General features: G+C 65.8%; 21 protein-coding genes. 11 read left to right on the plus strand and 10 right to left on the minus strand.

Going from position 1 to position 25388, the window contains the following annotated elements:
• From AC1RQF_RS22585 to AC1RQF_RS22600, 4 genes are all read left to right on the plus strand, one after another.
• Positions 1-2860: YadA family autotransporter adhesin (locus tag AC1RQF_RS22585; RefSeq protein WP_492872991.1), on the plus strand; the 2860-nt coding region annotated here is incomplete at its 5' end.
• On the plus strand, positions 2857-4008 hold the full coding sequence (locus tag AC1RQF_RS22590; RefSeq protein WP_273997624.1) for a DUF2827 domain-containing protein: 1152 nt from the start codon (positions 2857-2859) through the stop codon (positions 4006-4008). The genes AC1RQF_RS22585 and AC1RQF_RS22590, both read left to right, overlap by 4 nt.
• Before the next feature lie 17 nt (positions 4009-4025).
• Positions 4026-5177, plus strand: coding sequence for a DUF2827 domain-containing protein (locus AC1RQF_RS22595; protein WP_273997623.1), 1152 nt, complete (start codon positions 4026-4028; stop codon positions 5175-5177).
• A gap of 28 nt (positions 5178-5205) precedes the next feature.
• Complete coding sequence (locus AC1RQF_RS22600) at positions 5206-5673, plus strand: DUF4019 domain-containing protein (protein WP_273997622.1); 468 nt, start codon at positions 5206-5208, stop codon at positions 5671-5673.
• Between the two features lie 96 nt (positions 5674-5769).
• On the opposite strand, the gene AC1RQF_RS22605 is transcribed toward AC1RQF_RS22600, so the two are convergent.
• The 5 genes from AC1RQF_RS22605 to AC1RQF_RS22625 all read right to left on the minus strand — a co-directional run bounded on the left by AC1RQF_RS22605 (position 5770) and on the right by AC1RQF_RS22625 (position 12783).
• Positions 5770-6912 carry a DUF2827 domain-containing protein gene (locus tag AC1RQF_RS22605; RefSeq protein WP_273997621.1) on the minus strand — a complete coding sequence of 381 codons (1143 nt, stop codon included), beginning with the start codon at positions 6910-6912 and terminating at the stop codon, positions 5770-5772.
• A gap of 169 nt (positions 6913-7081) precedes the next feature.
• Positions 7082-9097 (minus strand): acetyl/propionyl/methylcrotonyl-CoA carboxylase subunit alpha, encoded by a 2016-nt coding sequence (locus AC1RQF_RS22610; protein WP_492872992.1) that lies wholly within the window; start codon positions 9095-9097, stop codon positions 7082-7084.
• A gap of 75 nt (positions 9098-9172) precedes the next feature.
• Positions 9173-9958, minus strand: a complete 786-nt coding sequence (locus tag AC1RQF_RS22615; RefSeq protein ID WP_492872993.1) for an enoyl-CoA hydratase/isomerase family protein — start codon at positions 9956-9958, stop codon at positions 9173-9175.
• Between the two features lie 10 nt (positions 9959-9968).
• Positions 9969-11576, minus strand: coding sequence for a carboxyl transferase domain-containing protein (locus AC1RQF_RS22620; RefSeq protein WP_273997618.1), 1608 nt, complete (start codon positions 11574-11576; stop codon positions 9969-9971).
• A 22-nt stretch (positions 11577-11598) separates the two neighbouring features.
• A complete protein-coding gene (locus AC1RQF_RS22625) occupies positions 11599-12783 on the minus strand; it encodes an isovaleryl-CoA dehydrogenase (RefSeq protein ID WP_273997616.1) in 1185 nt (394 codons plus the stop codon).
• 192 nt (positions 12784-12975) lie between these two features.
• Between AC1RQF_RS22625 and AC1RQF_RS22630 the strand changes: the two genes are divergently transcribed.
• The 4 genes from AC1RQF_RS22630 (at position 12976) to AC1RQF_RS22645 (ending at position 15280) form a co-directional block, all read left to right on the plus strand.
• Positions 12976-13692 (plus strand): TetR/AcrR family transcriptional regulator, encoded by a 717-nt coding sequence (locus AC1RQF_RS22630; protein ID WP_492872995.1) that lies wholly within the window; start codon positions 12976-12978, stop codon positions 13690-13692.
• A gap of 109 nt (positions 13693-13801) precedes the next feature.
• The gene (locus tag AC1RQF_RS22635) at positions 13802-14257 is read left to right on the plus strand and encodes a molybdopterin-dependent oxidoreductase (protein WP_492872997.1); all 456 of its coding nucleotides are present in this window, start codon (positions 13802-13804) and stop codon (positions 14255-14257) included.
• The gene (locus tag AC1RQF_RS22640) at positions 14254-14853 is read left to right on the plus strand and encodes a nitrogen fixation protein NifQ (RefSeq protein WP_492872998.1); all 600 of its coding nucleotides are present in this window, start codon (positions 14254-14256) and stop codon (positions 14851-14853) included. The genes AC1RQF_RS22635 and AC1RQF_RS22640 overlap by 4 nt, the downstream gene beginning before the upstream one ends.
• Positions 14854-14887: 34 nt before the next feature.
• On the plus strand, positions 14888-15280 hold the full coding sequence (locus tag AC1RQF_RS22645) for a winged helix-turn-helix domain-containing protein (protein WP_443111480.1): 393 nt from the start codon (positions 14888-14890) through the stop codon (positions 15278-15280).
• A 13-nt stretch (positions 15281-15293) separates the two neighbouring features.
• On the opposite strand, the gene AC1RQF_RS22650 is transcribed toward AC1RQF_RS22645, so the two are convergent.
• Positions 15294-16616 (minus strand): DUF2325 domain-containing protein, encoded by a 1323-nt coding sequence (locus tag AC1RQF_RS22650; RefSeq protein WP_492872999.1) that lies wholly within the window; start codon positions 16614-16616, stop codon positions 15294-15296.
• Between the two features lie 253 nt (positions 16617-16869).
• Between AC1RQF_RS22650 and AC1RQF_RS22655 the strand changes: the two genes are divergently transcribed.
• The 3 genes from AC1RQF_RS22655 to AC1RQF_RS22665 all read left to right on the plus strand — a co-directional run bounded on the left by AC1RQF_RS22655 (position 16870) and on the right by AC1RQF_RS22665 (position 20901).
• On the plus strand, positions 16870-17070 hold the full coding sequence (locus AC1RQF_RS22655; protein ID WP_492873000.1) for a hypothetical protein: 201 nt from the start codon (positions 16870-16872) through the stop codon (positions 17068-17070).
• Between the two features lie 152 nt (positions 17071-17222).
• Positions 17223-17462 (plus strand): hypothetical protein, encoded by a 240-nt coding sequence (locus tag AC1RQF_RS22660; RefSeq protein WP_492873001.1) that lies wholly within the window; start codon positions 17223-17225, stop codon positions 17460-17462.
• Positions 17463-17616: 154 nt separating this feature from the next.
• Positions 17617-20901, plus strand: a complete 3285-nt coding sequence (locus tag AC1RQF_RS22665) for an autotransporter outer membrane beta-barrel domain-containing protein (RefSeq protein WP_492873002.1) — start codon at positions 17617-17619, stop codon at positions 20899-20901.
• Between the two features lie 364 nt (positions 20902-21265).
• Here AC1RQF_RS22665 and AC1RQF_RS22670 read toward each other — a convergent pair whose 3' ends face one another.
• The 4 genes from AC1RQF_RS22670 to AC1RQF_RS22685 all read right to left on the minus strand — a co-directional run bounded on the left by AC1RQF_RS22670 (position 21266) and on the right by AC1RQF_RS22685 (position 25379).
• Positions 21266-21943, minus strand: a complete 678-nt coding sequence (locus tag AC1RQF_RS22670; protein ID WP_492873003.1) for a M24 family metallopeptidase — start codon at positions 21941-21943, stop codon at positions 21266-21268.
• Positions 21944-22095: 152 nt separating this feature from the next.
• The gene (locus AC1RQF_RS22675; RefSeq protein ID WP_273997605.1) at positions 22096-22383 is read right to left on the minus strand and encodes a PAAR domain-containing protein; all 288 of its coding nucleotides are present in this window, start codon (positions 22381-22383) and stop codon (positions 22096-22098) included.
• Positions 22384-22392: 9 nt separating this feature from the next.
• Positions 22393-23352, minus strand: a complete 960-nt coding sequence (locus tag AC1RQF_RS22680; protein WP_492873004.1) for a T6SS immunity protein Tli4 family protein — start codon at positions 23350-23352, stop codon at positions 22393-22395.
• A gap of 95 nt (positions 23353-23447) precedes the next feature.
• The gene (locus AC1RQF_RS22685; RefSeq protein ID WP_492873005.1) at positions 23448-25379 is read right to left on the minus strand and encodes a lipase family protein; all 1932 of its coding nucleotides are present in this window, start codon (positions 25377-25379) and stop codon (positions 23448-23450) included.
• Positions 25380-25388 lie beyond the last annotated feature (9 nt).

Genomic DNA, 25388 nt, shown 5'->3' on the forward strand with positions numbered 1-25388 from the left:
GGGTATCAGCTCGCTGTCCACCGGCTTGAGCACCACCAACAGCACCGTCACGTCGCTGTCGACCTCCACGTCGACCGGCTTGTCGTCGGCCAACAGCTCGATCGCCTCGCTGTCCACCTCGACCTCGACCGGCATCAGCTCGCTGTCCACCGGCCTCAGCACCACCAACAGCACGGTCACCTCGCTGTCGACCTCCACGTCGACCGGCTTGTCGTCGGCCAACAGCTCGATCGCTTCGCTGTCCACCTCGACTTCGACCGGCATCGGCTCGCTCTCGACCGGCCTCAGCACCACCAACAGCACGGTCACCTCGCTGTCGACCTCCACGTCGACCGGCTTGTCATCGGCCAACAGCTCGATCGCCTCGCTGTCCACCTCGTCTTCGACGGGTATCAGCTCGCTGTCCACCGGCTTGAGCACCACCAACAGCACCGTCACGTCGCTGTCGACCTCCACGTCGACCGGTCTCTCGACGGCCAACAGCTCGATCGCTTCGCTGTCCACCTCGACTTCGACCGGCATCGGTTCGCTCTCGACCGGCCTCAGCACCACCAACAGCACGGTCACCTCGCTCTCGACCTCCACGTCGACCGGCTTGTCGTCGGCCAACAGCTCGATCGCTTCGCTGTCCACCTCGACCTCGACCGGCATCAGCTCGCTGTCCACCGGCCTCAGCACCACCAACAGCAACGTCGCGTCGCTCTCGACCTCGACCTCGACCGGCATCAGTTCGCTGTCCACCGGCCTCAGCACGACCAACAGCAACATCGCGTCGCTCTCGACCTCGACCTCGACCGGCATCAGTTCCCTGTCCACTGGCTTGAGCACGACCAACAGCAACATCGTGTCGTTGTCGACCTCGTCCTCGACCGGCATCAGCTCGCTCTCGACCGGCCTCAGCACGACCAACAGCAACATCGCGTCGCTGTCGACCTCCACGTCGACCGGCCTCTCGTCGGCCAACAGCTCGATCGCCTCGCTGTCCACCTCGACATCGACCGGCATCAGTTCCCTGTCCACCGGCCTCAGCACGACCAACAGCACCGTCGCCTCGCTGTCGACCTCCACGTCGACCGGCATCAGCTCGCTGTCCACTGGCCTGAGCACCACCAACAGCACCGTCGCCTCGCTGTCGACCTCCACGTCGACCGGCATCAGCTCGCTGTCCACCGGCCTCAGCACCACCAACAGCAACATCGCGTCGCTGTCGACCTCGACCTCGACCGGCATCGGCTCGCTGTCCACCGGCCTGAGCACGACCAACAGCAACATCGCGTCACTGTCGACCTCGACCTCGACCGGCATCGGCTCGCTGTCCACCGGCCTGAGCACGACCAACAGCAACGTCGTATCGCTGTCGACCTCGACCTCGACCGGCATCAGCTCACTGTCGACCAGCATCAGCTCGATCACCACCAACACCAACAACCTCGGCACCAGCACCGCCGCGGCGCTGGGCGGCGGTGCAACCTACAACCCGGCCACCGGCACCATTTCCGCCCCGGCCTACATCACCTACAACACCAACGGCACGACCACGACCAACAACAACGTCGGCTCGGCGATCGACAACATCAACGCGAACGGCATCAAGTACTTCCATGCCAACTCGACCGCCCCCGACAGCCAGGCCACCGGCCAGAACAGCGTCGCGATCGGGCCGAACGCAGTCGCCAACATCGACAACTCGGTCGCGATCGGCAACGGCGCCACCACGTCCGCCGCCGTCCCGGTCTCGTCAGCCACCGTCGGTGGACTGACCTTCGGCACCTTCGCGGGCAGCAACCCGGTCGGCGTGTTCAGCGTCGGCGCGCCGGGCGCGGAACGCCAGGTCACCAACGTCGCCGCCGGACAAGTCACCGCGACCAGCACCGACGCGATCAACGGCAGCCAGCTGTTCGCGACCAACAGCAACGTCGCCTCGCTGTCCACCGGCCTCAGCACGACCAACAGCAACGTCGCCTCGCTCTCGACCTCGACCTCGACCGCCGTCAACTCGCTGTCCACCGGCCTGTCGAGCGCCAGCAGCCAGATCGGCTCGCTGTCGAGCGGACTGAGCAGCACCAACAGCACGGTGTCGTCGCTGTCGACCTCGACTTCGACCGCCGTCAATTCGCTGTCCACCGGCCTCAGCACCACCAACAGCAACGTCGCCTCGCTGTCGACCTCGACCTCGACCGCCGTCAACTCGCTGTCCACCGGCCTCAGCACCACCAACAGCAACGTCGCCTCGCTGTCGAGCGGCGTGACCAACATCAACAACCAGATCTCGTCGCTGTCGACCTCGATCAACAACAACACGACCCGCACCGCCAACACCGGCGGCATCGCGGCCGACATGAACGGCGCCAGCAACGACAAGCCGACGGTCACCGCCGGTTCGAACTCGGTCGCGATCGGCGCGAACTCCACCGACGGCGGCCGCTCGAACGTGGTCTCGGTCGGCAGCAGCACCCAGCAGCGCCAGATCACCAACGTCGCGGCCGGCACGCAGGGCACCGACGCGGTCAACCTCAACCAGTTGAATGCCCTGTCGACATCTGTGTCACAATCCTTGACCGGGCAGCAAACCTCGATCAACAATCTGGGCACGCAGTTGCAGCAAACCCAGCAACAGCTGCAGCAGACGGATACGATGGCGCGTCAAGGCGTCGCCGCCGTCACCGCGCTGACGATGATGCCGCAGGTCGAACCCGGCAAGACGATCAACGTAGCGGTCGGCGTGGCGCGCTTCGCGGGCCAGACTGGCACGGCATTCGGTGCCAGCGCCCACGTGACGACCAATGGCATTCTCAAGATGGGCGTCGGGGTTGCGGGTAGCAATACCGCCTACGGTGCCGGTTATGGATACAGTTGGTGACATACGAAACGCAAACCGCCTCCCGCCCCACGGGCGACAAGCGCCTGGCCGTCGGCATCTCGCTGTTCGCCCGTGACGGTCAGGCGATCTGGGAAAACGGCATCCATCAGAACATCGCGTACCTCGCGATGCTGCTCAAAAAATCGGACCGGATCGGCCCGATCTACTTCCTGAACGGCGGCGACGCCAGCCGGCTACCGGCCGGGCTCGATCTCGCCGGCCTCGACATCCCGCTCGTCAATCCGCGCGACGTATCCCACGATCTGGACGTCGTGATCGAGATGGGCGCGCAGTTGCAGGTCGACTGGCTCAAGTACATGAAGGCGCTCGGCAAGAAGCTCGTGGTGTGCTTCGTCGGCCACACTTACACCGGGCTGTGCGAGACGCCGATGTTCGAGCTGCCGTCCGGCCACATCTTCAACGGCGGCCCGTTCGACGAAGTGTGGATCCTGCCGAAATCCGAGAAGATCGACGCGCCGCTCCTGCGCACGCTGACGCGCGCCCCGGTGCACGTGATCCCGCACATCTGGTCGCCCTACTTCATCGACCGCCGCGCCCGCGAGCTGGAAGCCGCGGGCCTCACGTTCGGCTACCGTCCCGGCCGCGCGAAATGGCGGCTGTCGATCCTCGAACCGAACATCTCGGTCGTGAAGACCTGCCACTATCCGATGCTCGCCGCCGAGGAGTTCTACCGCGCGCAGCCGGACGCGGTCGAGCACCTGTACGTGGTCAACGCGATGCACCTGAAGGAGCACCCGACCTTCGTGCACTTCGCGAACAGCCTCGACCTGGTGCGCCAGCAGAAGGCCACCTTCGAGCCGCGCATCGACCTGCCCTCGTTCATGGCGCAGCACGCGGATGCCGTGATCTCGCACCACTGGGAAAATCCGCAGAACTACCTGTACTACGACGTGCTGTACGGCGGCTACCCGCTCGTGCACAACTCGAAGCTGCTGGGTGACGCGGGGTACTATTACACCGGGTTCGACTCCGTCTCCGGCGGCCGCGCGCTGCTCGACGCGTGGCGCAACCATGACGCCCATTTCGACGACTATCGCACCAAAGCCAATGCCCTTCTGCACGACGTCTCGATCGACAACCCCAGGAACATCGATGCTTTCGTCGAGCGTCTCTACGCCCGCGCCTGACCATCCGGAGACTTCGCATGACTGACGATATCACCGGCCGCGACGTGCAGAACGGCGGCAAGCGCCTCGTCGTCGGCGTCTCGCTGTTCGTGCGCGGCGCCGGCCAGTCCCTGTGGGAAAACGGCATCTTCCAGAACTGCCTGCTGCTCGTGCTGATGCTGCGCCAGTCGCCGCTCGTCGCCGAGGCCGTGATGGTCAACGGCGGCAGCAGCGCGGCCGATCCGCAGCTGATGCTCGGCGAGTGGAACGTGCCGCTGCTGTCGATGGACGAGGCCATGGAGCGCTGCGACGTCCTGATCGAGATGAGCGCGCAGTTCAACGCCGACTGGATCGCCGCGTATCGCGCGAAGGGCGGCAAGGTCGTGACGATGCGGGTCGGCAACGACTACGTGATCGACATCGAGCGCGCGATCTTCAAGAAGCCGTCCGGCTTCCTGTTCTCGGGCGCGACCTACGACGGCGTGTGGACCATCCCGGAGTTCGAGCACTCGTGCCAGCACTACCTGGAAACCGGCCTGCGCTGCCCGGTCACCATCGTCCCGCACATCTGGCACCCGCTGCTGTTCGACAAGGCGCGCGCGACGCTCGGCGCAGGGCTCACTTACGGCTATCAGCCGGGCAAGCCGCGCTGGCGCGTGACGATGTACGAGCCGAACATCTGCATGGTGAAGACCAGCATCATCCCGATGCTGGTGACGGAAGAGGCCTATCGGGCCGAGCCGTCGTTCATCGAGTTCGTGCGCGTGTGCAACACGCTGCACATGAAGGAACACACGACCTTCGTCAACTTCGCGCGCAGCCTCGACATCGTCGCGCACAGCCTGACCACCTTCGAAGGCCGCTTCGCGATCTACGAGTTCATGGCCGCGCACGGCGACGCCGTGGTGTCCCACACCTGGGAGAACGCGCAGAACTACCTGTACTACGAGCTGCTGTACGGCGACTATCCGCTGATCCACAACTCGCCTTACCTGGGCAAATGCGGCTATTACTATCCGGATTTCGATTGCCAGGAAGGCGGGCGCCAGCTGCTCAAGGCGTTCCACGAACACGACCGCAATCTCGACGCGTATCGCGAGCATTCGAAGCAGTTGCTCGATTCCGTCAGCATCTACAACCCCGACAACGTGGCGGCCTACACCGACGCGCTCGCCGCGATGTATCTCTGACGCCCGACCATCCGCCAGGAGAAGCCCCGTGAAACCTACCTTCGCTCACTGGATCATCGGCGGCCTGCTGGCCGCGACCGCCGCGCTCGGCCATGCGCAGCAGCCGGGCACGTCGGCGGACGAACTCCTCGCCGACGCCGACCGCATCGTGGGCCAGCTCGACGCGGGGCGCGTCGACGACGTCTGGGCCGACGTCGCGCCGTTCGTGAAGAGCAAGGTCACGCAGCAGCAGTTCGTCAGCGAGACGCTGCTGGCGCGCAAGTCGCTCGGCACGGTCACGCAGCGCGGCTGGGCGGCGATCACGCGGATCCAGTTCACGAACTCGAAGGCGGTGCCGGACGGCCTGTATGCGAACGTCGACTACGCGAGCACGCTGGCCTCGGGCAAGATTGCCTTCGAGAAGCTCAGCTTCCGGCTCGACGACGGCAAATGGCGCCTGACCGGCTACGTGCCGCGCCAGAATCAGGGGCAGATACCGGGCGCCCCCGGCGAGTGACGGCGGGCGGGCGCGCCCGCCACGCCCCACGGCAAACGGGCCTGGATGCGCGCTGCGCGTCCAGGCCCGTTTTGCATCGCGGCGCGCGACGAAGCGTCAGGGATGCACGCCCACCAGGTTCGCGAGCAGCACGTCGTATTCGGCGACCAGCGACGGATTCTTCGACGTATACCGGCGCAGCAGCCCACGCTGGCGCGCGGTGTAGCCTTCCCAGTCGCCGTCGTGCTCGTGCAGCACGCGGGTCAGCACTTCCGCGCCGGCCTCCACGTCGTTCTCCGGGTAGTAGTAGCCGAGATCGGGCACGAGGTGCGCGTTGTGAACGAGCGGATAGCCCTGCCAGCACACGTCGAAGTAGAAGTAGTTGAGCGGGTTTTCCCACTGATGGGACACCACGACGTCGGTGAACTCCGCGAGGAACGCGGGCGTTTCGAAGCGGCCGACGAAGCTCGCCTTGCTCGCGCGCACGATCTCGAGGTAATTCATCAGCATCACGAATTCCGGGCTTTCGTGCGCGAGACGCTCCGCATTGGTGACGTGCGTGAACGCGATCGCCTCCGGCTCGCGGCGATAGACCTCGTCGATGATCAGCATTGGGTACAGGCAGAACTTCACGACGTCGTGATTCGGCTCCATGATCGTCAGCCGCTTCGCGCGCTGGCCGCTCGGCCGGTACTCGCCGCGCTCGGGCAGCAGGCGGGCGCGTTCGGTCAGGAACATCGGATCCCAGACGAACGGCACCACGCGCCCGGGCGCGCGCCGCAGCGACTGCAGGAACGGCAGCGACGACGGCGCGATTTGCGGAATCGCCCAGATCTCGTCGTAGCCGCGATTGATGAACAGCGTGTCCCACATGCGGCGGCCGAACAGGATCGATTGCGTCGCGTGGATGTATTCGAACCCGCAGCAATAGCTGACGATCTTGACGCCGCGCGCCTTCAGGTAGGCGGTCTGCTCGCCGTCGATCTGGCCGCCCAGCTCGATCAGCACGTCGAGCGAATCCTTCATCGTCGTGAACGACTGGGTGTCGAAGATCCGGCGGTCCCACGGCAGCGCGTCGGTCAGCGCGACGTCGGTGGTGTTGACCATCGTCACGCGATAGGCGCGCGACGATTTCATCAGGAGCTTGGCGAGGAACAACGCATTTTGCTTGATGCCGTTGATCCAGAGGCTTTCATTCGGCTCGCGAAGGCCGATCGTGATGCCGATCCGCAAGCCGTTCAATTCGACAGGGGGCGTCATTATATGCAGGAGGGAGGTTGGAAGTCGCAGTGTAGCGCGCTACCGGCCCGTTGAGTGCCCTGTCCTACGCCGCGCGGCGCGCCCCGAATAGTGTTCGTCGAGTCTAGCCGACATCCCCGGCCGCGACTGTCAGATTTCGTTAAGGTCGACCGCGCGATCGCACCCTCGTTCAGGCCTGCGCCATCACGAGCAACTGCGCGCCGTCGGCGACCTGGTCGCCAACCGCGTAGAGCACCTCGCTCACGACGCCCGCCGCCGGCGCACCGATCGTATGCTCCATCTTCATCGCTTCCATCACGATGAGCGGCGCGCCCTGCTCGACCCGCTGGCCGGGCTCGACCAGCACCGCGATGACCTTGCCCGGCATCGGCGCGGTCAGCCGGCCCCCGCCGTGATCGGTGTCCGCCGCGTGCGCGAGCAGGTCGTTCCATTCGAACGCGTAGGCGTGGCCCTGCGTGAACACCTGGAACGCATCGCCGTCGACATGCACGCGGCCGCCCGAGCGCACCCCGCCCAGCGTGACCTCGTAGTCGAGCGGGCCCGGGCCGCGCGTCCACGCGAACGTCTCGGCCGGCGCGCCGTCGACCGCGAGCGTGGCCGCGCCGCCGTCCGCCGTGTAGTCGGCCGTGAGCGTCGCGCTATCGTCGTCAGCGCGCCATTCGAGCAAGCGCCGGTAGCCGGCGTTCAGCCGCCAGTCGGACAGGCCACCCCACGGCGACACGGGCGATCCTGCCGCAGGACCGCCTGCCGCAGCGTCCCGGTCGCGCGCGAGCCGCGCCGCGCAAGCCAGCGCGAGCGCCGCGCGCGGCCGCTGCCGAGGCGCGAACAGCGCGTCGTGGTTGCGTTCGATCAAGCCGGTATCGAGATCGGCCTCGGCGAACGGCCGGCTCGCGACGATGCGCTGCAGGAACGCCGCATTGGTATGCAGCCCGACCACCTCACAGGCGCGCAGCGCGCGCAGCATCAGCGCCAGCGCCGCCGCGCGGTCCGCGCCGTGCACGATCAGCTTCGCGATCATCGGATCGTAGAACGGCGTGATCGAATCGCCCTCGCGCACCCCGCTGTCGACGCGCACCGGCGCGCCCAGCGCGAACTCGACGCCCTCGGGCAGCCGCAGATGCTTGAGCCGGCCGGTCGACGGCAGGAAGCCGCGCGCCGGGTTCTCCGCATACAGCCGCGCCTCGATCGCATGTCCGCTCACGCGCAGCGCGTCCTGGCGCAGCGGCAGCGGCTCGTCCGCCGCCACCCGCAATTGCCACTCGACCAGATCGAGCCCCGTCACCATCTCGGTGACCGGATGCTCGACCTGGAGGCGCGTGTTCATTTCCATGAAATAGAACGCGTCGCCCGTCATGATGAATTCGACCGTGCCCGCGCCGACATAGCCGACCGCGCGCGCGGCCGCGACCGCCGCCTCGCCCATCGCCTGGCGCAGCGCGGCGTCGAGCCCCGGCGCGGGCGCTTCCTCGAGCACCTTCTGATGGCGACGCTGCACCGAGCAGTCTCGATCGAACAGATAGACGGTATTGCCGTGCCGGTCGCCGAACACCTGCACCTCGACGTGACGCGGGCGCTGCAGGTACTTCTCGATCAGCACGCGATCGTTGCCGAAGCTGCTCGCCGCCTCGCGCTGGCACGACGCGAGCGCCGCCGCGAAATCCTCGGCGCGCTCGACGACCCGCATGCCCTTGCCGCCGCCGCCCGCGCTCGCCTTCAGCAGCACCGGGTAGCCGATCGCATCGGCTTCGCGCTGCAGCAGCGCCGGCGTCTGGTCGTCGCCGTGATAGCCGGGCACGAGCGGCACGGCGGCCGCGTGCATCAGGGCCTTCGCGGCGGCCTTCGAGCCCATCGCCGCGATCGCCTCGACGGGCGGCCCGATGAACACGATGCCGGCCGCCACGCACGCCTGCGCGAAATCCTCGTTCTCCGACAGGAAGCCGTAGCCCGGATGGATGGCCTGCGCGCCCGTGGCGCGCGCCGCGTCGATGATGCGCTCGATGCGCAGGTAGCTGTCGCTCGCGGCCGCGCCGCCGATGTGCACGGCTTCGTCACAGGCGGCGACGTGTTTCGCGTTCGCGTCGGCGTCCGAATAGACCGCGACGCTCGCGATCCCGAGACGTTTGCAGGTGGCGGCGACCCGGCAGGCGATTTCACCGCGGTTGGCGATCAGGATCTTGTCGAACATGGTTGTCAGGAAACAGGAAGAACCCACTCGAATCGGGATGCCGGCCCGCGCCATCGCGCGCGCCGGCAGGCGTCGTCACGCGCGCCAGGCAGGCGTGCGTTTCTCCAGGAATGCAGCGATGCCCTCGCGCGCTTCCGCGCCCGCGCGGGTCTGCGCGATCAGCGCGGCCGTCCGCTCGATCAGCGCGTCGTCGATCTCGCGGCCGGCGACCTCGTCCACCAGCCGCTTGCAGGCGCGCACCGCCCGCGGACCGTTCGCGACCAGCGCATCCGCGAGCTTCGCGACCGTCGCGTCGAGCGCCTCGGCCGCCACGACCTCGTGCACGAAGCCGAGCTGCGCCGCGCACGCGCTGTCGAACACCTCGGCAGTCGCGAAGTAGCGGCGCGCCGCGCGCTCGCCCAGCGCACGCACCACGTAGGGCGCGATGGTCGCGGGAATCAGGCCGAGCCGCGCCTCGGACAGGCAGAAACGCGCGCCGTCGGCCGCGATCGCCACGTCGGCGGCCGCGACGAGGCCGACCCCGCCCGCGTAGGCGTCGCCGTGCACGCGCGCGATCACCGGCTTGCCGCAGCGGTAGATCGCTTCGAGCATCCGCGCGAGCAGACGCGCGTCGGCTCGGTTCTCGTCGTCGGAGAAGCCCGCCATCTTCTTCATCCAGTTCAGGTCGGCGCCCGCGCAGAACGCCGGGCCTTGCGCGGCAAGCACCACGACGCGCACCGCGTCGTTCGCGTCGAGTTCGCCGAACGCCGCGGTCAGCTCCGCGATCATCGTCTCGTTGAACGCGTTGCGCACGTCGGGGCGCGCGAGCGTAACGGACGCGACGCGGCCGCTGACGCCCACCTCGATCGTTTCGTATCGCATGATCGGCTCCTTACATCCGGAACACGCCGAAGCGCGTGTCCTCGATCGGTGCATTCATCGCGGCCGCGAGACCGAGACCGAGCACGTCGCGGGTCTGCGCCGGATCGATCACGCCGTCGTCCCACAGGCGCGCGCTCGCGTAATACGGGTGGCCCTGCCGCTCGTACTGGTCGCGGATCGGCTGCTTGAACGCCTCCTCCTCTTCCGCCGACCACGCGCCGCCCTTCGCCTCGATGCCGTCGCGACGCACCGTCGCGAGCACCGACGCGGCCTGCTCGCCGCCCATCACCGAAATGCGCGCGTTCGGCCACATCCACAGGAAGCGCGGCGAATACGCGCGGCCGCACATGCCGTAGTTGCCCGCGCCGAACGAGCCGCCGATGATCACGGTGAACTTCGGCACCTTCGCGGTCGCCACGGCGGTGACCATCTTCGCGCCGTGGCGCGCGATGCCCTCGTTCTCGTACTTGCGGCCGACCATGAAGCCCGTGATGTTCTGCAGGAACACGAGCGGGATCTTGCGCTGGCAGCACAGCTCGATGAAATGCGCGCCCTTCACGGCGGATTCGGAGAACAGGATGCCGTTGTTCGCGACGATCCCGACCGGGTGCCCCCAGATATGCGCGAAGCCCGTGACGAGCGTCGTGCCGAAGCGCGCCTTGAATTCGTCGAAGGCCGAATCGTCGACGATCCGCGCGATCACCTCGCGCACGTCGAACGGCTTGCGCGTATCGACCGGAATCACGCCATACAGGCTCCCGGCATCGTAGCGCGGCGGCAGCGGCGCGCGCAGCGCGAGCGGCGCCGGCGCCTTGCCGCCGAGATTGCCGACGATGCCGCGCGCCAGCGCGAGCGCGTGCGGATCGTTCTGCGCGAGATGATCGGCCACGCCGGACAGCCGTGTGTGCACGTCGCCGCCGCCGAGATCCTCGGCGCTGACTTCCTCGCCGGTGGCCGCCTTCACGAGCGGCGGACCGCCGAGGAAAATGGTGCCCTGGTTCTTGACGATCACCGATTCGTCGCTCATCGCCGGCACATAGGCGCCGCCGGCGGTGCACGAACCCATCACGACGGCGATCTGCGCGATGCCGGCCGCCGACATCGTCGCCTGGTTGAAGAAGATGCGCCCGAAATGATCGCGATCGGGAAACACGTCGTCCTGGTTCGGCAGGTTCGCACCGCCCGAATCGACGAGGTACACGCAGGGCAGGCGGTTTTCCGCCGCGATCTCCTGTGCGCGCACGTGCTTCTTCACGCTCATCGGATAGTAGGTGCCGCCCTTCACGGTCGCGTCGTTGCAGACGATCACGCACTCGCGCCCGGCGATACGGCCGATCCCGGTGATGACGCCCGCGCCCGGCGCGTCGTCGTTGTACATGCCGTAGGCGGCAAGCTGCGACAGTTCGAGGAAGGGCGTGCCCGGATCGAGCAGCTGCGCGATCCGGTCGCGCGGCAGCAGCTTGCCGCGCGACAGGTGCTTGTCGCGGGCCGCCTGCCCGCCACCTTGCGCGAGCTGATCGATTTTCGCGCGCAGGTCGGCGACGAGCGCCTCGAGCGCCGCCGCGTTCGCGCGGAACTCGTCGGAACGCGGATTCAGCCTGGATTCGATGATCGACATCGCGTGCGTGCTCCCGGTGGACTCAGGCGGTTTCCGCGAACAGCTCGCGGCCGATCAGCATGCGGCGGATCTCGCTCGTGCCCGCGCCGATCTCGTAGAGCTTCGCGTCGCGCCACAGGCGGCCGACCGGGTATTCGTTGATGTAGCCGTTGCCGCCGAGGACCTGGATCGCCTCGCCCGCCATCCAGGTGGCCTTCTCCGCCGTGTACAGGATCACGCCCGCGCAATCCTTGCGCACCTGGCGAACGTGGCCGCCCGACGAGATCGAGTCGAGATGGCGGCCCACCGCGTACAGGTACGCGCGGCACGCCTGGAAGGTGGTGTACATGTCGGCGACCTTGCCCTGGATCAGCTGGAACTCGCCGATCGACTGGCCGAACTGCTTGCGGTCGTGGATATACGGCACGACCGCGTCGAGGCACGCGGCCATGATGCCGGTCGGGCCACCCGCGAGCACGGCGCGCTCGTAGTCGAGGCCGCTCATCAGCACCTTCACGCCGCCGTTCAGTTCGCCGAGGATATTCTCCTCCGGCACCTCGACGTCCTGGAACACCAGCTCGCCGGTGTGCGAGCCGCGCATGCCGAGCTTGTCGAGCTTCTGCGCGACCGAGAAACCCTTCATGCCCTTCTCGACCAGGAACGCCGTGATGCCGCGCGGGCCGGCCTCGGGCGCGGTCTTCGCGTAGACGACCAGCGTGTCGCAGTCGGGGCCGTTGGTGATCCACATCTTGGTGCCGTTGAGCACGTAGCGGTCGCCGCGCCGCTCGGCGCGCAGCTTCATGCTGACGACGTCGGAGCCCGCGTTCGGCTCGCTCATCGCGAGCGCGCCGACATGCTCGCCGGACACCAGCTTCGGCAGGTATTTGCGCTTTTGCGCATCGGTGCCGTTACGGTGGATCTGGTTCACGCACAGGTTCGAGTGCGCGCCGTAGGACAGGCCGACCGACGCGGAAGCCCGCGAGATCTCCTCCATCGCGACCATGTGCGCGGTATAGCCGAGGCTCGCGCCGCCGTACTCCTCGGCGACCGTCATGCCGAGCACGCCCAGCTCGCCGAGCTTGCGCCACAGGTCCATCGGGAACTGATCGGTGCGGTCGATCTCGGCCGCGCGCGGCGCGATCTCCTTGGCCGCGAACGTCGCGATCGCGTCGCGCAGCATGTCGATGTCTTCACCGAGCATGAATTGCACGCCGGGCAGGTTGCTCATGTCTCCTCCGTCTCCAGAAAGTCTGCGGGCGTGATTTTGAGCAACACTCAAAACCACGTATTTCACCAATACAGCACGATATCTTGCGGAAATTTTGGCTAGTTTCGCGCTGGATGCGGGATAGAGTCAATAGTTTTTTGAGTGACACTCAGATATCATCGAGCGCATCGGATCCCTCGCAGGCAGCCACTCATGACCTCCTCCCTCAAGACCGAGCGCCCCGATCTCGCGCGCGCGCCGGCGAGCCGGAAATCCCAGCAGCGCGTGCAGGACATCCTGCGGGCGGGCCGCGACGTGTTCGCGGAAAAGGGTTACGAACACGCGACGACCGCCGAGATCGCGCAGCGCATCGGCGTGTCGGAGGCGACGGTGTTCAATTACTTCCGCGGCAAGCGCGAGCTGTGCGCGCGCGTGATCGCGGATTGGTATGACGAGATCATCGCGGCGTTCGAGGACGGCATGCCGCGCGACGCGCCGGTGCGCCAGCAGTTCGCGTTCATCGTGCGCACCCACCTGCGGCTGATGCTCGTGAACGGCACCGGGCTGTGCGCGCTGGTGCTGTCCGAGGGGCGCGCCAAGCAGCATGCGCTCAGCGACGAGCTGACCGAATTGCAGCGGCGCTACACCGCGCCCTTGATGGACGTGCTCGCGCGCGGCCAGGCGACGGGGCAGGTGCGCTCCGACCTGCCGCTCAGCCTGCTGCGCTCGCTGGTGTTCGGACCGATGGAACATGTGCTGTGGGACGCGATCCTCGGCCGCCGCAAGCTCGACACCGAGCAGACCGCGGAACAGTTGATCGAGATGCTGTGGGTCGCGATGCAGCCGCCCGCGCCCGACCTCGCCGCGCTCACGCGCTTTCGCGATGCGGTGAAGGACGCGGTGGAGCAGTTGGAATCGGGGCGCGCGTAGCATGGCGCGGCGTTGCCGCGTAATATAGCCCCGGATATCACGCTCGGGCAGTCGCCCGGGATCGACCTGGAGGCGGAGGATGGACAATGCGGAATCGACCCCATCCGTCATGGCCGAAGTCGGCCGCCTCGATGTGAGCGGCGACGTGGTCCAGCCGCTGTCGCTGTCCCTCGATGCGCTGCGCCGCCTCGACAGCGTCACGGCCGAGCCGTTCGACCTGCGCTGCTTCAAGACGCGGCGCTTCATCCGCCGGATCGAGCCGTACCGCGGCGTGCGGCTGACCGATCTCCTGTCGCGCGCCGGACTCCGCTCCGACACCCCCGGCGACTTCAAGCGGATGATCCTCCTGGCCGTCGGGCACGACGGTTACGCGGTCACGTTTTCCTGGCACGAGCTGTTCAACACCGAGATCGGCGACCACGCGATCGTCGCCCACGAATGCGGCGGCCGGCCGCTCGACGAAGCCGAGGGCGCGCCCGTGCTCCACTCCGGTGCGGATCGCTTCCCCGCGCCCCGGCACGTCAACCGGCTGACCCGGATCGTCGCGCGCCTAGTAACGCCATGAGCCCCGCGCACGCCTGTTGCAGCCTCGCCGCCCGGCGCGCGCTGCACGCCCGGCTCATCGACGCGGCGAATCCCGGCTCGACCGACGCCCGCCTGTTCGCCACGCTCCTCGCGGCGCGCGCCGGCGAAGATGCGCCGACCACGCTCGACCCGTCGCTCGGGCTGTCGCCCGCGCGCCTGCGCGCGCTGCTCGCACGGCATTTTCCGCGCCTGCGGCCCGGCGTCGTCGAGACATCGCCGCCCACGGCGATCCCCACACCGCACGCCGCCTTCGTCGCGACGCTGCGCAGCCTGCTGATGCGCGAGGCCGGCGCCGCGGCGCACCGCGGCGACGCCGCCTGTCTCGCCGCCATCATCGCGCATGCGTGCCTGCGCCCGGATCATCTGTGGCGCGATCTCGGGCTCGACGGGCGCGATGACGTGTCTGCGCTGCTGGAACGTTATTTCCCCGCGCTCGCCGCACGCAACACGGCCGCCTTGCGCTGGAAGAAATTCCTCGCGCGCGAGGTCGCCCTCGACCAGGGCGCGCCGCCCGCGCCCGCACCGGGCTGCTTCGGCTGCGAGGATCACGCGCGCTGCTTCCCGCCAGGCGCCTAGCCGCCTGCGGGGCGGGCGGCAGCATCGTTCGTGTATGCTTGCCCGCATGAGCCGATCCCCCACTTCCGCCACGCCCGGCACCCCACCCGTCGTCAGCTTCCGCATGCGCATCCGCCGCGGCGATACGGTCGCGCTCGGGCCTGGCAAGGTGGCCCTTCTCGAAGCGGTGCGCGAGCACGGCTCGATCTCGGCGGCCGCGCGCAGCCTCGGCATGTCGTATCGCCGCGCCTGGATGTTGATCGATGAACTGAACCGTTCGCTGAAGTCGCCCGCCACCGTCTCCGAACAAGGCGGGCACAGCGGCGGCGGCTGCGCGCTGACGACGGTCGGCGAAGAGATGGTCCGGCTCTACCGCGACATCGAGCGGCAGGCCGAAGCGAGCTGCGCCCGGCAGATCGCGGCCCTCACGAAATTCATGCAGCCGTGACGCATCGCCAGCCCTAGCCGTGGCGCAGGCAGAACGCCGGCGTGCGGCCGCAGCCGGGCGCGCCCACGGCCGCCTCCGGCGCGCGCGTCACGAGGTCGACGAAGCTGGCCACGCTCGCGGTGCGGAGCGGGTGATAGGTCACCCCATGACGCTCGCATAGGCGCTTGAGCGTGCTCATCGAATCGTGATCGACACAGTCGACCGGGAACACCACCAGGTCCGCGCCCGGCACCAGCGCCGCGAGCCGGCCCTTGCGATCCTCGATGCCGCCGTCGTGGAGGTTCAGCCAGCCGCCCGCGGCCTCCACGAGCCGGCGGATCGCCGCCGTCGAACCCGGACGGCCCCCCACGTAGACAATCCGCTTGCCGCGCACCGAATCGAGCGTCGCCGCTTCGCCGTCGGCCTCGACGGCCGTGCGCACCACCGCCTGCTCCATCGCGAGCGCTTCGCCGCGCAGTGCGTCGAGCTGGTCGTAGGTCTGCTGCAGTTGCGCGCGCAGCGTCTGCACACGCGCCTGTTCTTCCTTCAGGCGTCGTTCGAGTGTGGCGCAACGCCCAGCCTGCTGCGCGAGCGCATCGTCGCGCTCGCCCAACGTCGCCCGCCACCGCTCCGCTTCCGCCTCGGGCGCTTCCGCGTCCGGGCCGCGCGGCGATGCGCGCCGGGCATCGAGCGTCGCGCGCCGGGCGCGCGCTTCGGCGTCGCGTTCGAGCGCGAACGCCTGGAAGCGCGCTTGCTGCCGCTCGATCTTGTTCCTGAGTTGGGCGTTGTCTTCCTCGAGCGCGACCAGCCGGCGAATGTCCGCGCGGTTCGCCGCGCCCACCAGATGCGACAGCATGTGGACGTCGCCGAACGCGAGCTGGCGCATTTCCAGCGTGGCGGCCGGATGCGTCATCACGGCCCAGTAGGCGGGCGGCACGTCGCCCGTCTTCAGCGCCTCGCGCCAAAGTTCGCGCAGGCCGGCAACATCCTTGACCGGTGTGAAGCGCTTGATGGCCGCCGCATAGCGCTGGTCGAGCGCCTTGTGCAGCGCCTTCGCGCCCTCCCCGCCCTGCACGGCGAGTTCGACTGCCGCGTGATGGATCTGCAGATCGGTGGCGTGCTCGCGATCGATGTCCGCGTGACGCGGCACGAGCTTGCGCAATTCGCCGATTGTCAGGCAGGTGCCGATCACTGAGCAATGGATGTGCATGTCGAGTTCGGCGAGCCGCGCGCGGCGCGGCGCGAGCGGCCGGGCGGACGATGCGGGTTCGCAGCAACGGTCCTGGAACGGACGGAGCGGCGGCGCATCGGCCTGGCCGGACACCAGCCGGGAAAGTTGGAACGGAGGCTTGTCCATCGAACGGTTCCTTCAGTTGGCGTGCCGGGATTCCGTCATCGATCGGCGCCCGGCGCCTCGCTCCGCGCCGTGGGCACCGTCGGATCGTTGCGCGGCTCCGCGTCGCACCATTGAGCGGCCGGTGCATGCGGCCGCCGCATACACGTTCGACGCAGGCCACGCCATCGGCATCGATGGCGCGCGCCACGACAAAAGTCAAACGCGGCAGGGAGCGCGATGGAGCCCCTCGGAGCCGATGTGCCGCAGATATGCTATGGACGCGCAGCGCAAGGCGATCGCACACAGCAGCCATCTTGCCGATGGAATGCGCGCGCCGCTCGACGCGCGACCCCGCGCTCCGGATGAACGACAACCTTGCCAGATCATCCGCCTCGCCCTCATCGCGGCGGAATCGTGGTCAACCACGGCAACCACCACGACATCGACGGTCCCTCGCGACTTCGGTGAACCGTAATATACCGCAAAACATAACGAGGATTGTCGTTCCTGCGCATCCTCGTCTCGGCCGGCCTCTCAACGAAACGTGTTCACTTCAGCGAGGCCGTCGGTACGCTGGCCTGATCCAGGCCGAGCGGGAAGACGCGTGCGCGTCAACAGGATGCGTCATTGGTCAATTTCACGACGTTCTTCGCGGCCCGCAGGAACGTCCACGGCCATTTCTTGAGAAGTATCCGAGCCAGCCTCGACGACACCCTGGAGGCCCTGTATCCGGGGCGTCGCGGCGCCGCCTCCGTCAAGTCCGATGTGCTGGCGCTGCCGGAATCGATGGAGCGGATTGCCGCGAATGAAATGGGCCGCGTCCCATCTGCAAGGCGATTCTCTCGATATTTAAGATCGGTCTCATAGGCATCGAAACGGTGAGCAGCAAGAATATGGCATCGCTTGAAATGTCCCAATCCCTCAAGCAAATCCCAGCTCTACGAACTTAGCCCGTCGCTTTCGTGCCCGCCTGCTGATCCGGGGAGTTTCGCGTAGAGATGCGTTCGACGGAACCTCCTCAATGACGCTCAGACCAACCCGGCTCTCCCTCGCCGTCTTGACGGCCCTGCTCCCCTCTCTACCCACAACGGCGGCCGCGCATGCCCATCCCGGCATCAACCTGTCGACCCCTCAGGGCGAAAGCATGGTGCTCAACCCCGGCGACACGGTCATCACACAAGATGCCACGGCAATCACGATCAGCGGATCCGAAAACAGCCTGTCGGGCGATGGCGTCGTCATCCAGTCAGGTATCGCCGGCGGGCAAGCCGCACCGGCCAGTATCGCGGTCGACTCTGCGGGCACGCTGACGCTGTCCAACAGCGCGATTCAGGCGCTGGGGGCAAGGGATGCGACAGGCGTCGCGGTGCGGCATACGGGAAGCCAAGCCATTTTGAGCGGCAACACGATCACCACTGATGGGCTGCATTCCTATGCGGTTCATGTCAGGGATGGCGCCCGCGCAGACATCACCGGTGGTTCGATTCATACCCAAGGCAGCGATAGCCACGGCCTGATCGCCCAGGGCAATGGCGCGACCATCTTCGGCCGGGACGTGAAAATCACCGCCCTGGGCGTTAACGCCGCCGCGGTGAGTGCCCAGGACGGCGGCCACGTCGTCCTGGACCAGGCGAGGCTCAACGCCAACAGCACCGAAGAACAGAGGGGAAACACCGGCATCGGCATCTATCGCGGTAGCGTGACGGCAACCAATACGGCAATCTCCTCGCTCCGGGGCATGGGCGTCGACGCTTATGGCGGTACGCTCTCGCTTGCGCAAAGCAGCATCAATGCCTATAGCTTCGGCATTCTCCTGAGCAGTGCATCAGGTCCCACCTTGATGCCATCCCAAGCAATCCTGACGGACGTGATAATCCGCTCGGAGACAGGCAACGGCATCATCGCCCAAGGCAGCGGCGTCCAGGTCTCTTTGAAGCGTGTGCAGATCACCAGCAACGGCACTTATGTGTCGGGCTTTTGGCTTCCAAGCAGGGGCGCCGCGACCCTCAAGGATTCGACCATCGAGATGACCGGCCCCAATGGCGTAGGAATCGATACCCGCGATGGCACAGTCATCATGGACGGCGGCAAGATTACGACTTATGGTCGCAGCGGGCATGGCCTCTACGCCTCGGAGTTATATTCCGGCAGCGGCGGCCGGGCGAACATCAGCGCGCGTGGCGTCGCCATCGAAACCTTCGGCGACTCGGCGATAGGAGTGGTCTCGCGCACCGCAGTCTCGAACGTAGCGCTCGACGGCGGTTCGGTCGTCACCCATGGCAATACGGCCTATGGCATGCTCGCCAACGGCGCTCGCCTGACGGCAACCGGAACGAAAGTCCGCACTCACGGTGACTTCTCCACGGCCCTGATGATGGGCAACCCGGGGGTGTCCGTCGCCCTGGATGGCGTCGCTCTGCGTACTTTTGGCCAAGGCGCCGATGGCGTGAACGCCTATGCGAGAAAATCCGGCGTGGACAATGAAATCACGCTCGTCGATAGCCATATCGAAACCGAGGATGGCAGCGGCATCGCCGTCTCGGGCAGCGGCCTCAAGGCGGACCTGATCGGCACCACGATCATTGGAAAATCGCGCGCGGCAGGCATCGATGGCGCCGCGCTGCACGTGTATGAATGGATCAACGACAGCGATCCGAATGCCCCGGCCATCGCAGCCCGCCACGTGGAACTCAACGCGCAGCGAAGCCGGCTCGTCGGCGATGTAGTGATCGACAGCGGATCTGCCAGCGTGAGTCTGCGGGACAGTTCCACGCTGACCGGCGCATTGCTCGATCGCGGCGGCCGCACCGTCGACAAGCTGAACATCGACGACGGAAGTCTCTGGCAAATGCGCGCCAATTCTGCGGTGAAGGATCTGGAAACGACGGGCACGATCTCGTTCTCCACGCCGAATACCGGCTTCAAGGTGCTCGACGTCTCCGGTACGCTCAGCGGCAGCGGCCTGTTCGAAATGCGCACCGACCTCGTGGCCGGCCATTCCGACCAACTGCGCGTCGGCACCGTCGAAGGAAGCCACCGTGTATTGATCGCCCATAGCGGAGCCGAGCCCTTGGCGGAGCACGGCGTCGTCACGCTGATCCAGACCGAAGGTGGCTCCGGCTTGTTCTCGCTGGCCAATCACGGTCAGGTCGTGGATGTCGGGACTTACCGCTATGAATTGAAAACCAATGACACGGTAGGCGGGCGGGCTTCGGATTGGAGCCTGGTGAATACCGCGCGTCTGCTGCCCCCCGATCCACCACCCGTGGCGCCCCCACCCGTATCACCGCCGCCGGTGGACCCCGAAGCTGAAATACCACCGGCGACGCTCCCGCCTGCGCCCCCACCGGTGATACTGCCTGGTCCAATCAGGCCGCGCCCGGAGCATTTGTCGACCACGGCCAATGCCGCGATCAATACCTCCGCCGTCGGCACGGCGCAGGCGATCTGGTACGCCGAGTCAGCCGCGCTGACCAGGCGCATGGGCGAGCTGCGCCAAGGCAATGGCCGCGATGGTCTGTGGGTCCGGGGGTTCGGCGAACGCCAGAAGCTGGACAACAAGGGAGGCCGGGACTTCGCGCAGAACCTCGGGGGCTTGCAGCTGGGCGCGGACAAAATGCTGACCGTCAATGGCGGACGCTGGTATGTCGGTGCCCTGGCCGGCTACAGCTATTCGGATCGCACATTCCCCGGCGAGGGCCGGGGCAGCGCCGATAGCTATCATCTGGGCGGCTATGCCACGTGGCTGGCCGATACCGGTTGGTACGTCGACGGCGTACTCAAAGCGAACCATCTCCGGCAAGACTTCAAGGTCGAGACAACCGACGGCCGTTCGGTAAAGGGCAAGACATCGCAGAACGCGATCGGCGCCACCCTGGAAATTGGCCGGCAACTGCAACTGGGCGCGGGTTGGTTCATCGAACCACAAGCCGGCATGGCGCTTAACCACGTCAGCGGTGACAGTTACCGGACAAGCAATGGCCTCGACGTATCCGCCGGCTCCGGCGCTTCACTGCAGTTCCGCGCAGGGTCGCTGCTGGGCCGGCGCTTCGTACTGGGCAACGGGAATGTCGTGCAGCCCTACGTCAAGCTGGCGCGGTCGCATGAGTTCGATGGCAAGAGCACCGTGCGCACGAACGGCATCGCCACGCGCACGGATCTGTCAGGCGGCCGCACGGAGCTTGGGCTCGGTGTTTCTGCTTCGATGGGAGATAGCCACCGGCTGTACGTCGACTACGAGTACGTCGATGGCGCGAGGCTGGGCAAGCCCTGGTCCGTCAGCGCGGGGTACCGCTACATCTTTTGATTCAGGTGATATCCGATGGCCCGCATTGATGGAATATCGAGCAATTTGGGTGCCGGTAACGCTAGCGCATTGGGATTGCGGCCATGATCTTCGGCCTGCTCGCCGACAATCCACCCGACCTAGTCGACGGCCTCTTCAACGCCGCGGTCGCGCGCCAACGGCAATGCGACGCTTGAACCCGCGTCAGGATCGCGGCGGTGCGTAGCGCCGATCGACGTGGCCCCACGCGCGCCGCCCGGACCGACGAGAAAAGCAAGGGCACACCATACTCCTTCAGTTGCGCGACGCGACCACACCGGACCCGCCGGCCGATGCCGCGCCGTTCGTCCATCCATGCCGCCCACCCGGGCGGCCACCCACCGCGTCAGACCAGCAGGTCTTCGTAGAAAGCGCCGAACGGCCGGGTCGGATGCGCGAGCTGGATTTCCAGGATCCACAGGCCGGCGTCGGGACGCGCGTCGAAATCCCCGAGATTCCCCGCCTTGTAGATCGCGTGCGGAAAATCCGAGACGCGATGCCCCTTGATATCCAGGTTCAGACGCCAGCCCATCTCGGCCGCGCGCTGCTCCGCGAATGCATAAAGCGCGGTACCGGCGACGCCGCCGTCGCGCCAGCGCTGCTCGACCTCGTCGAACAGCATGCGGGCGGCCGACGCGCACGCGCGCTTCTCCTCATCCGCGCCCACCACGAAGGTCGCGCCGGCGTCACCCTCGTGGCCGTTCCAGACGACGCCGAGATCGATGAAGAAGATATCGTCGGCATGCAGGCGCGGATCGTCGTCCGAACGCTGCTTGAAGGTTTTCAGTGTGTTTTCGCCGAAACGGATGATGACCGGATGCCAGATGCGATCGGCACCCGACGTCGCGATCACGTCCTTGCAATGCGCGACGGCTTCCGATTCCCGCATGCCCGGCTCGATCGCTTGCGCGACGCGCTCGACGACTTCCCAGGTCCTGTCGCGGGCGAATCGCATCTGCTCCAGCACAAACGCGCTTCCGACCGCCTGCTTGCCCGCGCCACTTTGCTGCATCTCGATGTTCATGAATGTCCCCGTTATATTTTTATAAATATAACGAAGGCGACTGTTGCTGTCCATGAAACGCGTTGGGTTGCGCCCTCTCCCGTCCTGGGTGAGGACGCCCGCGGCGCACCGGAACGGGCCGGACCGGGCCGACTGCCGATATGCGCGGCCGCCTATATGTCGACGTAGGATGTCGTTTGCGACGGAACGAGACGAGGATGCGGGGAACAAAGGCAAACGCACAGATCATCGCTCAGGGCCGCCTGCCGCCCATCGGGACCGGTCATGGAAATGCGCGCGCCTTCGCACTTGATCACACCGACGGCCTCGCAGACCGGACACAGGATCGGATCGTTTTCATAAGCCTGCTCGCGCGCACCGAGCCGGTCGCAACTATCACCGCCTTGCACGATGCCGCCTACCGTCGTCTTGTCGCCTTTCACGATGTCATAGCGCCGCATTTGCGCCTCCTACACTGTGTCAGGTCGCGGGCGGAGGCTATTCAGCAGCGTGTCCCATAGCTGCAGCGCTCCCGCCTCGTCGACCGGGGACGTCGCCTCATCGGACGGCAGATCGCTTCGAGAAGCGTTGCCCATCAGCAACTCGACCGAGGTATGCGGTTGTGCAAGCGTGGCAGGATTGCCCGGCGCCAGCAGATAGAAGCGGTAGACCGTAACCGGGCCGTCCTGAAGCGCAAAAAGCACTTCCTCGGCGCTCATCCCGGCGACCACCCGCTTTCCCTTGCGCAGAATGCGATAGCTCCCCGGCATGCGATCGAGTTGCGCGCGCAGCGCGGCCAGATTTTTGGTGAGCGGTTGAGCCTGGTCGTCGTCCATCGAATCGCGCAGCTTAATCAGTAGCAACGCAGGCCGCCCCGGCATCAGCGCGAATGACTGGCTGACTTCCTCGGTGTAAGTCGAAGATCCGGTAACGATCCCACCGTCTATGCAGAAGCCCGGTTCCGTGGGCACTGCCCAGTTATCGCGTGCCTTGATGCGTCTGTACATGTCTTCATAGACACTTTCGGAGAGGTCAAGGCCCGTGGCACCAAAAGTCCCCGAGGTTTTGAAAAGTGTACGTCCAACAAGGATGTAGCCCTCCGAGTTGAAAGGGAGTTTATATGCCGTCGCTACAGCATCATTGAAAATAAAGACCCGGGAATTCTGCACAGGTGAAAATGCTTTCTCCAGCCACGCGTGGGACGTCTCGGCATTTCTATTCCCGGGATCCACTCGTTTTTTAGTCCGAAGCTCGTTCTCTCGCGCCCCGACCTTGCTGCGATAAGCGTCGAGCGACGTATCATGGATCGTCACCAGTTTTTCGCCTCTCCATGTGTAGGTCTGGTTCGAAATCTCGCTCGACATCGGCCGGTCGAACATCAGGCGGCCAATACACCACGGACGTACTCCGGACCTCAGCGGATTGTTCATCGTTGGTTCCCCGGGAAACGCGAGAGAGCAAGCACAAAGACCTACCAGCAGAATGAACGAGCGAAGGAGGCCGGTCATTAGCATGTTCTCGGCATCTAAATATCGTTGACGATCTGGACCACGCTGTAGAGCAGCGCCCAGTGAGTCCACGAGTGCGCATAGCTGTTCATGTGCTGATATCCGCCCTGCACAAACGCCATCTGGACACCCTCGACCGGATCACCGGGAACATCGGGTTTCAGTCCGCGCGCCTGCGCGTCGGCCGACCACACCGGCACGGTGCCGTCGCCGCGGATAATGCCTGTCCTGGCTGCTACCTGCGTCCAGTCGGTCTTGGCATTCACGTCGGGCAAAGTGCTCGTCTTCTGGACTGCGAAGGTCACACTGAGTTTGCGCCGCTCCAAAAACACGCGGATCTCGCCTTTGCCCGAATCGTGCAGCAACTTCGCGGCCTGAAGTTCTGCCGCCTGCACATCGGATGGCACATCCCCCGTCCAGATTGCGTTACCCCACGTCAGCAGACTCTTCGTAGGGTCGCCTTTTTCGATGGTTGGTCCACCCTTGTCGTTGGACTCCGTCGTCATGCCGGGCTGCGGTGGTCTGAAGTCGAGACCGCCCTCGCCGTACGCCACATAAGTCGCACCATGATATTTGCCGATTAACTGATTTTGTCGTTCGACGACTTTGGTTATGGTTTTTGCATAGTGGTCCGGCAGACTACCTTCCCGTCCAATCCTCTTGAGTCGCTTCATCACGACACCTGCCGGATCAAGCTGTTTTTCGTTCGGCAGCAAACCGTACCACTGCGAATTCAGATACAAGTCATTTAGCGCATTACCTTCTTGCGGGAACTCCATCAGCCTCTGCCCATCTGGTCGAGCAAAAATCCACCACGGGGCACCATTGTGATAATCCGGCATCGGCGTCAGCTCCAACGGTCCCGGTGCATTCGCCATCACCGCCAGAAACTCGTCGGCGTCGCGTCCCAGCAGACTGCCATTAACGAAACCATTCACGCCGCCTTCAGGACCGCCGCCTGTCTTGAATCTCTTTGCTGCAAGTGGCGCACCCGTGGCAGGTTGACACCCATGGAATACACCATGTGCAAGGCCCTCCAACCCGTCATTCACCACCGCAAAGCGGGCGACCAGCCCTCCCATCGAATGCGTCAGAATAATTGCCTTACCGGTATCATTTTCCTTGCAGATCTCGCTGACGCCCATCAGCCGCGCCGTCTTCTTTGTTTGCGGATCGGGAACATCCAAACCTTCCACCACATCCTGCCCCGATAACTCATTCGATTGCAACCAGTTGTATCCAATCGCATAGACACGATAGCGATACTTCGCAAATTTCTTGAATTCTGCGGAGTCTGGTGCAATCGCCCGTCCTTTTCCTGGACTCGCAAAGGCGCCGTAGATCTTTGGATCGGTACCCAGAACCGGATGGAGTGTCCATTTCTCGCCTCCAGAATCTGGATTGATCCATACCCCTTCTGGCTCACCAAGCAGCATAGGGTTATTCAATTGCTGTTCGAGCCACAGCAGAACAGGCTGATAACCCGTCCGGTAGACAGAGCCCCACCCACGCCGCCGCGCCTCCTCCCCGGTAATCGGATCCTGCTTCCCGAGATCGATGAGCGGACCGAACGGCGTCACCGTCACGCTATCGGGATCGAAAAGCGCTTCGCGAGACGACGCGCTGCGAAACCATCCGGCGACGAGCGAACACAACGCGCCAAGTATTGCGCCCATCGTGTCGGTATTCGGTGGGGACCATGCCGCGTCTCCACTGTCCTTGGTAGCCAACGGCGAACCCATCACACCGGGTATGAAAATCACGGGAATGATCGGACGCAGGTCGTGCAAGCTCTCCTTCGCGCGGGTGTCGTCGGCTGGCGTCAAGGGCGCACGGGCCGATGAGTGGCCGTCCGCATCGGTCCGCGACGCAAGGCGGACAACTCCGGCATCGTCGCCGCCGAACGTTTGGTCCGTCGCCCCCGGGCCGTCGGAATGATTGTCGCTCATGGATGCTCG

It is taken from the genome of Burkholderia sp. GW821-FHT14F03 (genome assembly GCF_058803765.1).

What these genes read in the sequence shown, in the direction of transcription:
- AC1RQF_RS22595 (WP_273997623.1), top strand. Translation starts at nt 4,026, where the DNA reads ATGACTGACGATATCACCGGCCGCGACGTGCAGAACGGCGGCAAGCGC.
- AC1RQF_RS22610 (WP_492872992.1), bottom strand. Translation starts at nt 9,097, where the DNA reads ATGTTCGACAAGATCCTGATCGCCAACCGCGGTGAAATCGCCTGCCGG.
- AC1RQF_RS22645 (WP_443111480.1), top strand. Translation starts at nt 14,888, where the DNA reads ATGCTTGCCCGCATGAGCCGATCCCCCACTTCCGCCACGCCCGGCACC.
- AC1RQF_RS22655 (WP_492873000.1), top strand. Translation starts at nt 16,870, where the DNA reads ATGGACGCGCAGCGCAAGGCGATCGCACACAGCAGCCATCTTGCCGAT.
- AC1RQF_RS22650 (WP_492872999.1), bottom strand. Translation starts at nt 16,616, where the DNA reads ATGGACAAGCCTCCGTTCCAACTTTCCCGGCTGGTGTCCGGCCAGGCC.
- AC1RQF_RS22685 (WP_492873005.1), bottom strand. Translation starts at nt 25,379, where the DNA reads ATGAGCGACAATCATTCCGACGGCCCGGGGGCGACGGACCAAACGTTC.
- AC1RQF_RS22615 (WP_492872993.1), bottom strand. Translation starts at nt 9,958, where the DNA reads ATGCGATACGAAACGATCGAGGTGGGCGTCAGCGGCCGCGTCGCGTCC.
- AC1RQF_RS22630 (WP_492872995.1), top strand. Translation starts at nt 12,976, where the DNA reads ATGACCTCCTCCCTCAAGACCGAGCGCCCCGATCTCGCGCGCGCGCCG.
- AC1RQF_RS22635 (WP_492872997.1), top strand. Translation starts at nt 13,802, where the DNA reads ATGGCCGAAGTCGGCCGCCTCGATGTGAGCGGCGACGTGGTCCAGCCG.
- AC1RQF_RS22675 (WP_273997605.1), bottom strand. Translation starts at nt 22,383, where the DNA reads ATGCGGCGCTATGACATCGTGAAAGGCGACAAGACGACGGTAGGCGGC.
- AC1RQF_RS22605 (WP_273997621.1), bottom strand. Translation starts at nt 6,912, where the DNA reads ATGACGCCCCCTGTCGAATTGAACGGCTTGCGGATCGGCATCACGATC.
- AC1RQF_RS22665 (WP_492873002.1), top strand. Translation starts at nt 17,617, where the DNA reads ATGACGCTCAGACCAACCCGGCTCTCCCTCGCCGTCTTGACGGCCCTG.
- AC1RQF_RS22620 (WP_273997618.1), bottom strand. Translation starts at nt 11,576, where the DNA reads ATGTCGATCATCGAATCCAGGCTGAATCCGCGTTCCGACGAGTTCCGC.
- AC1RQF_RS22625 (WP_273997616.1), bottom strand. Translation starts at nt 12,783, where the DNA reads ATGAGCAACCTGCCCGGCGTGCAATTCATGCTCGGTGAAGACATCGAC.
- AC1RQF_RS22670 (WP_492873003.1), bottom strand. Translation starts at nt 21,943, where the DNA reads ATGAACATCGAGATGCAGCAAAGTGGCGCGGGCAAGCAGGCGGTCGGA.
- AC1RQF_RS22680 (WP_492873004.1), bottom strand. Translation starts at nt 23,352, where the DNA reads ATGAACAATCCGCTGAGGTCCGGAGTACGTCCGTGGTGTATTGGCCGC.
- AC1RQF_RS22640 (WP_492872998.1), top strand. Translation starts at nt 14,254, where the DNA reads ATGAGCCCCGCGCACGCCTGTTGCAGCCTCGCCGCCCGGCGCGCGCTG.